This window comes from Cupriavidus sp. D384 (assembly GCF_001652915.1).
GTDB lineage: Bacteria > Pseudomonadota > Gammaproteobacteria > Burkholderiales > Burkholderiaceae > Cupriavidus.
In genome coordinates this window covers 1-4636 of sequence record NZ_BBQI01000056.1, presented here as the reverse complement: position 1 = coordinate 4636, position 4636 = coordinate 1, and the positions used below count along the sequence as shown (strand labels likewise).

General features: G+C 58.8%; 9 protein-coding genes. 7 read left to right on the top strand and 2 right to left on the bottom strand.

Annotation, left to right across the window (positions count from 1 at the left end; translation table 11 throughout):
* The first annotated feature begins 100 nt into the window (after positions 1–100).
* The 3 genes from A9J21_RS14005 to A9J21_RS31555 are packed head-to-tail and all read left to right on the top strand — an operon-like array spanning position 101 to position 1810.
* Positions 101–331, top strand: coding sequence for a hypothetical protein (locus tag A9J21_RS14005; protein WP_156545884.1), 231 nt, complete (start codon positions 101–103; stop codon positions 329–331).
* 1 nt (position 332) lies between these two features.
* The gene (locus tag A9J21_RS14000) at positions 333–1637 is read left to right on the top strand and encodes a hypothetical protein (protein WP_066736551.1); all 1305 of its coding nucleotides are present in this window, start codon (positions 333–335) and stop codon (positions 1635–1637) included.
* Between the two features lie 11 nt (positions 1638–1648).
* A complete protein-coding gene (locus A9J21_RS31555) occupies positions 1649–1810 on the top strand; it encodes a hypothetical protein (protein WP_156545882.1) in 162 nt (53 codons plus the stop codon).
* Here A9J21_RS31555 and A9J21_RS13995 read toward each other — a convergent pair.
* Positions 1803–2522 (bottom strand): SGNH/GDSL hydrolase family protein, encoded by a 720-nt coding sequence (locus A9J21_RS13995; protein ID WP_066736548.1) that lies wholly within the window; start codon positions 2520–2522, stop codon positions 1803–1805. The two genes, A9J21_RS31555 and A9J21_RS13995, sit on opposite strands and share 8 nt — an antisense overlap.
* A complete protein-coding gene (locus tag A9J21_RS13990; RefSeq protein WP_404851376.1) occupies positions 2519–2815 on the bottom strand; it encodes an XRE family transcriptional regulator in 297 nt (98 codons plus the stop codon). Before A9J21_RS13990 ends, A9J21_RS13995 begins: the two co-directional genes overlap by 4 nt.
* A gap of 147 nt (positions 2816–2962) precedes the next feature.
* Here A9J21_RS13990 and A9J21_RS13985 point away from each other — a divergent pair, with 147 nt between their 5' ends.
* From A9J21_RS13985 to A9J21_RS13970, 4 genes are read left to right on the top strand one after another with little or no spacing between them, the layout of a single operon-like run.
* Complete coding sequence (locus A9J21_RS13985) at positions 2963–3457, top strand: glycoside hydrolase family protein (protein WP_066736546.1); 495 nt, start codon at positions 2963–2965, stop codon at positions 3455–3457.
* Between the two features lies 1 nt (position 3458).
* Entirely contained in the window at positions 3459–3809 is a 351-nt protein-coding gene (locus A9J21_RS13980; protein ID WP_082926420.1) for a hypothetical protein, read from the top strand.
* A complete protein-coding gene (locus A9J21_RS13975; protein ID WP_066736542.1) occupies positions 3810–4061 on the top strand; it encodes a hypothetical protein in 252 nt (83 codons plus the stop codon).
* Complete coding sequence (locus A9J21_RS13970; RefSeq protein ID WP_066736541.1) at positions 4058–4450, top strand: hypothetical protein; 393 nt, start codon at positions 4058–4060, stop codon at positions 4448–4450. The genes A9J21_RS13975 and A9J21_RS13970 overlap by 4 nt, the downstream gene beginning before the upstream one ends.
* Positions 4451–4636 lie beyond the last annotated feature (186 nt).

Below are 4636 nucleotides of genomic sequence, written 5' to 3'. Positions count from 1 at the left end.
AACACCGCCTCAAGACGAAGCATGAACCCAGGGTGGGTCAATTTTCGATGCAAATGCTGGGTCCGTTTTCCGTGCAAATCAACATGGAATGCCGGTTTCGTTGGATTTCCCCGCCATTGCCGCGCAATCACAAGCCGCATTGACGACTTCCATGCAGGGCGCAGCAGTCGGAGACGCAGTGCTCGTCGCATCGGCCGCAGACGTCGCAGGCGTGTTCTTCACAGCTGCCGTGACGGCTCCCAACGTTGTGACGGTCTACGCCAAGAATTTCACCGCGGCGCCCATCAATCCTCCTTCCACCGCCTTCCGCATCACGGTCATCAAGGGATAACATGCCAGCCGTCAAACTATCGCCAATCTTCAACAACCAGGTCGTCAACGACGCTGGAGCGCCGGCCAGCGGATGGAAGGTGTACACATACGCAGCGGGCTCCAGCACGCCGCTTGCAACCTACACGGACTCCGCAGGCACTGTGCCGCAGAGCAATCCTGTCATCATCAACGCGCTGGGCTTTCCGACCAATGGTCCGATCTGGTTGCAATCTGGGCTGGCCTACAAGTTCGTCCTGACCGATGCGAGCGATGTCGTCAAGAAGACGATAGACAACGTTGCTGGCGTCAATGACACCAGCAGCACGGTTAGCCAGTGGCAGGCATCGGGGCAGGTTCCGACGTATGTGAGCGCAAATTCGTTCACGCTGTCGGGCGATCAGACCAGCGAATTCCACGTTGGGCGCCGGCTGCAGTTCACAACGACGGCCGGCACGGTGTATGGCACGATCATCAGTTCCGCCTTCACGACGCTGACGACGGTCACCATGTCGATGGATGCGCCAGGCGTTCTGGATTCCGGGCTGAGCACCGTGAACCTGAGCATTCTGCGGGCAGACAAGAACGCGGTGCCGACAACGAATCTGCCTCTGTCGTGCCGCAACAAGCTGACGAATGCGCGCTTCAACATCAATCAGCGCCTCTATGTTTCTGGCACGAATACTACAGCTGCCAACCAGTACACCATAGACGGCGTCAAGGTGGTGACGTCGGGTCAGAACGTGGCGTTTGTGGCGAGCGGGAACCATTTCACTCTGACCGCGCCCGATGGTGGCTTCGAAATGCCCGTGGAGGCCATCAATATCGAGGGCGGCACGTACTACCTGAACTGGCTCGGCACGGCCACTGCTACGGTCAACGGTACGGCAGTAGCCAAGGGCGGCGGCATTGTTGTTGCAGCAAACACGGCGGTTGCCGTCCGCTTCTCCAATGGCACCGTGGAGCTGCCGCAGTTCAAGCTAAATGGCGTCTCGCCATTCGACGGGCTGCCAGATGCGTTGGAACTTGTCCGGTGTCAGCGATGGTTGCGCGTCGCCCAAAACCAAACTGGTCATTGCGTCAGCGCAAATGGCGTATTCATGTACATCCAGCACCCCGGCATGCGGGCCATTCCGACCATAACGGTCAATGTTCCAATCGTAGTCGGCGATGCTCTGGCGAACTACACGCAGTCTGCGGCAAACGTAGCGATTAGCGCAAACCAACGCGACTCTGGTGTCTATGCATGCGGGAACTTCACCGGTATGACCGTCGGTAGATTTGTAGGGCAGACGTCGGCTACTTTTTACATCAGCGCAGAACCCTAAAAGGAATCGAGATGTACCAACTGAACAAGAACCTAAAAGGGGAAGTCTCCTGCGTTATCAGGATCAGCGATGGCGCTGCGATTCCTTTCGACGAAGACAACCGCGATTACTCCGAGTATCTGGAGTGGATAGCGGCTGGCAACACACCGCTACCAGCCGAAGAAGCTACCTGATTCCAGCGACGATTGGGGCCAGCGCAATGGCTACCTTCTGGCCCTTGATTGCATAGAGATCGTCGTTGGGGTGGAGACAGTCGGTCAGCATGCCCTTCCAATCCGGGAGGCTCCTAATGTAGTCGTATTGGGCAATGAGCGGCGTGCGGGTGTCGACAGCGACAGTGCGCATGATGGCAACGTACTTTTCCATGTCATCGCCACCCGGAATGCAGATCGGGTTAGGTTCTTCGAGAACGGCGATTTTCCCGGCAGCGCGCACGATGTTCACGGCTGCGATAAGGGATTCGCGGTAGTCATCACGAGACGAACGGGTGTAATCGTTGATTGCCCAGTTCATGACCACGATGCGGGCCGGGTCAGTAGCCATGCGTTGGGCGAACGGCATGTCATAGCGTGGCTGGCCGACGATTGCCTCCCTGGCAGTAGCACCGCCGCGACCCTGATTGGAAACAGTGACGGTATCGCCGAACTGCTCGCGCAGGATCGATTGCGTCACGGCCGGCGCAGGGTGAGCGGATCGAGCGTAGGACGAGTCGATAGTCTGCTGTCCCCAGATGGTCGAATCACCTTCAGCGGCAATGACAATGCTCGGCTTTTGCTGTGCCTGTACTGCGGGCTGTTGTGGGGCGGGGTCAGCGCTTTCACCGCCTCCGCAGCCGCTGCAAGCCATGACAAGTAGACCAAGGAAAGATGCCGCCAAGCCTTTCATCGCTCGGCGCCAGAAAGATCGATCGTTGCCCCGGCGCTTCGCATGCGCTGCAGGATCCGGCTGATCGTCGCCTCGTCCAGTTCCAGGCGAGCCATTGCGAAGAACAGCATCTGCGGGCTGACTTCCCGAGGTTGTTGCCCCCCGGTGTACTTCCGCCATTGGTGATCGCCAGCCAAGCCGAACAACTCTGCCATTTGTTTCCCGGTCAGGCCAAGCGTCTGCTTCAGGTCGGCCAACTGCTCTGTAGTCGGTGGGGTGTACAGCATGGTCTTGGGAGTGGATGTGGCGCGCATGAGCGCGGAATGCTGGTCGCATGATTCGTCCTTTCGGGGTGGTGGGCTGCGCATGTAGCGCTACCGCATGACCTGAGTATAGACCCATTGGGTCTAGTGTCAATAGAGCCGCCCACCTTTGGGTGGCTTTTCATTTTGGAGCCACAGATGCCGTACACCGATCCTGCAAACCTGCCGGGAGGCCAGAACATGGCTGCGTTCCTGGACATGCTGGGATACAGCGAAGGGACGGACAACGGACGGCAGCCGACTAAGGACCATGGCTATGACGTTCTGGTAGGTGGTGGTCTTTTCTCGGGCTACGCAGATCACCCGCGGCAGATGGTCGATCTGCCACGGCTCGGGATCAAGTCGTCGGCTGCTGGGCGGTATCAACTGCTGTCGCGGTACTTCGACGTCTACAAGCGGCAACTCGGGCTGAAAGACTTCGGGCCCGGAGCGCAGGACGCCATCGCTGTGCAGCAGATCCGAGAGCGCCGGGCGATCCCTGACATTGAGGCAGGGCGCCTAAAAGATGCCATCGCCAAGTGCCGGAACATCTGGGCAAGCCTGCCAGGAGCGGGGTACGGCCAGCACGAACACGATTTCAATACGCTAAGAGCGCAATACCTGCTTCACGGCGGGGTAGATAACGGGGTCTGACATGCAGGAAAACACAGGTGGTTTTGTTTTGCGGGTTATCGAGGGCTTCGCGCCGTGGCTCCCCGGAGCTGTTGGTGCGGCGCTCTCGCTTCGTTTCATTCCGGGGAATCGCTGGCAGAAAATTACGGCCTTTCTGCTCGGCTTTGCGTGCGCCGGTTATCTGGGCGGATGGCTGATCGAGTATCTGGAGGTGAAGCCAGACAGCCTGACAGCGAGGGGCATTTCCTTCGCCATCGGGTTGTTCGGCTTTGCCATGGTGCTCCACGCCACCCAACAGATTCCGGAGATCTTCAAGGCCCTGCTCGACTGGTTCAAAGCCTGGGTCGGCAGGATCACCCCCGGAGGCAAGTAAATGCTGTTTATCGTCAACATTATCGCGAACCTGGTCATCATGGCCGGGACAGTCTGGGCGCTCTACACGCACAAGGTTCCGACGAGGACAGCGGGGTCTGGGGTGCTGGGTCTGATTTTCGTCTCGGCGATGCTGAACATGGACCGGGAGTATTGCCACAGCCGGCCGGAGATCATGCTGAACGTGTCGATTGCCATTGCGGTGATCTGGGCGTTCTGGCGGCTGGAGTTGCGGCAGTGGAGGCAGGCATGACGCTGCTCGACCCGCGGCTGTGGGGCGCCGCGCTGCTCGTTCTGGCCGTTGGCTGCGGCTCCAGCTACATGGCCGGTCGTTCGGATGGCAGAAAGCTGGAGAATCAGGCCCGCCAGGCGGAGATTGACCAGTGGAAAGACAACGCGGACGTGGCGTACAGCCTCTACCTAGAAGCGCGCGACAAGAAGGAAGTCCGGTATCGGACCATCACCAAGACTATCGAGGTAGCGAAGAATGCGACGCCTGATATCCCTGATTGCCGTACTGGCGACGACTGGATGCGCATCTACCGGGACAATGCCGCGATTGCCAATAGCGCAGGCGTGCCCACCGGTTCTGGAGGCGCCGACGGGGCCGACGCTGGCCGACCTCAGGCAGTTCGCCCTTGATCTTCAGAGGCAGGGGGGAGAGTGCCGGGACCGGCATCAAGCTCTGATCAATGCCCTAACTTTGGCGCATTGAATGAGATAGAGCCTGTTTTATGAGATCGAATGACTTTCCGAAACTTCCGTAAGTCATTGATAAATAAGGTGGCGGAGAGAAGGGGATTCGAACCCCTGATAGGCTATTAACCT

Coding starts and splice junctions, on each gene's coding strand:
- A9J21_RS13980 (WP_082926420.1), top strand. CDS start 3,459: ATGCAGGAAAACACAGGTGGTTTTGTTTTGCGGGTTATCGAGGGCTTC.
- A9J21_RS13970 (WP_066736541.1), top strand. CDS start 4,058: ATGACGCTGCTCGACCCGCGGCTGTGGGGCGCCGCGCTGCTCGTTCTG.
- A9J21_RS13995 (WP_066736548.1), bottom strand. CDS start 2,522: ATGAAAGGCTTGGCGGCATCTTTCCTTGGTCTACTTGTCATGGCTTGC.
- A9J21_RS14000 (WP_066736551.1), top strand. CDS start 333: ATGCCAGCCGTCAAACTATCGCCAATCTTCAACAACCAGGTCGTCAAC.
- A9J21_RS31555 (WP_156545882.1), top strand. CDS start 1,649: ATGTACCAACTGAACAAGAACCTAAAAGGGGAAGTCTCCTGCGTTATC.
- A9J21_RS13985 (WP_066736546.1), top strand. CDS start 2,963: ATGCCGTACACCGATCCTGCAAACCTGCCGGGAGGCCAGAACATGGCT.
- A9J21_RS13975 (WP_066736542.1), top strand. CDS start 3,810: ATGCTGTTTATCGTCAACATTATCGCGAACCTGGTCATCATGGCCGGG.
- A9J21_RS13990 (WP_404851376.1), bottom strand. CDS start 2,815: ATGCGCGCCACATCCACTCCCAAGACCATGCTGTACACCCCACCGACT.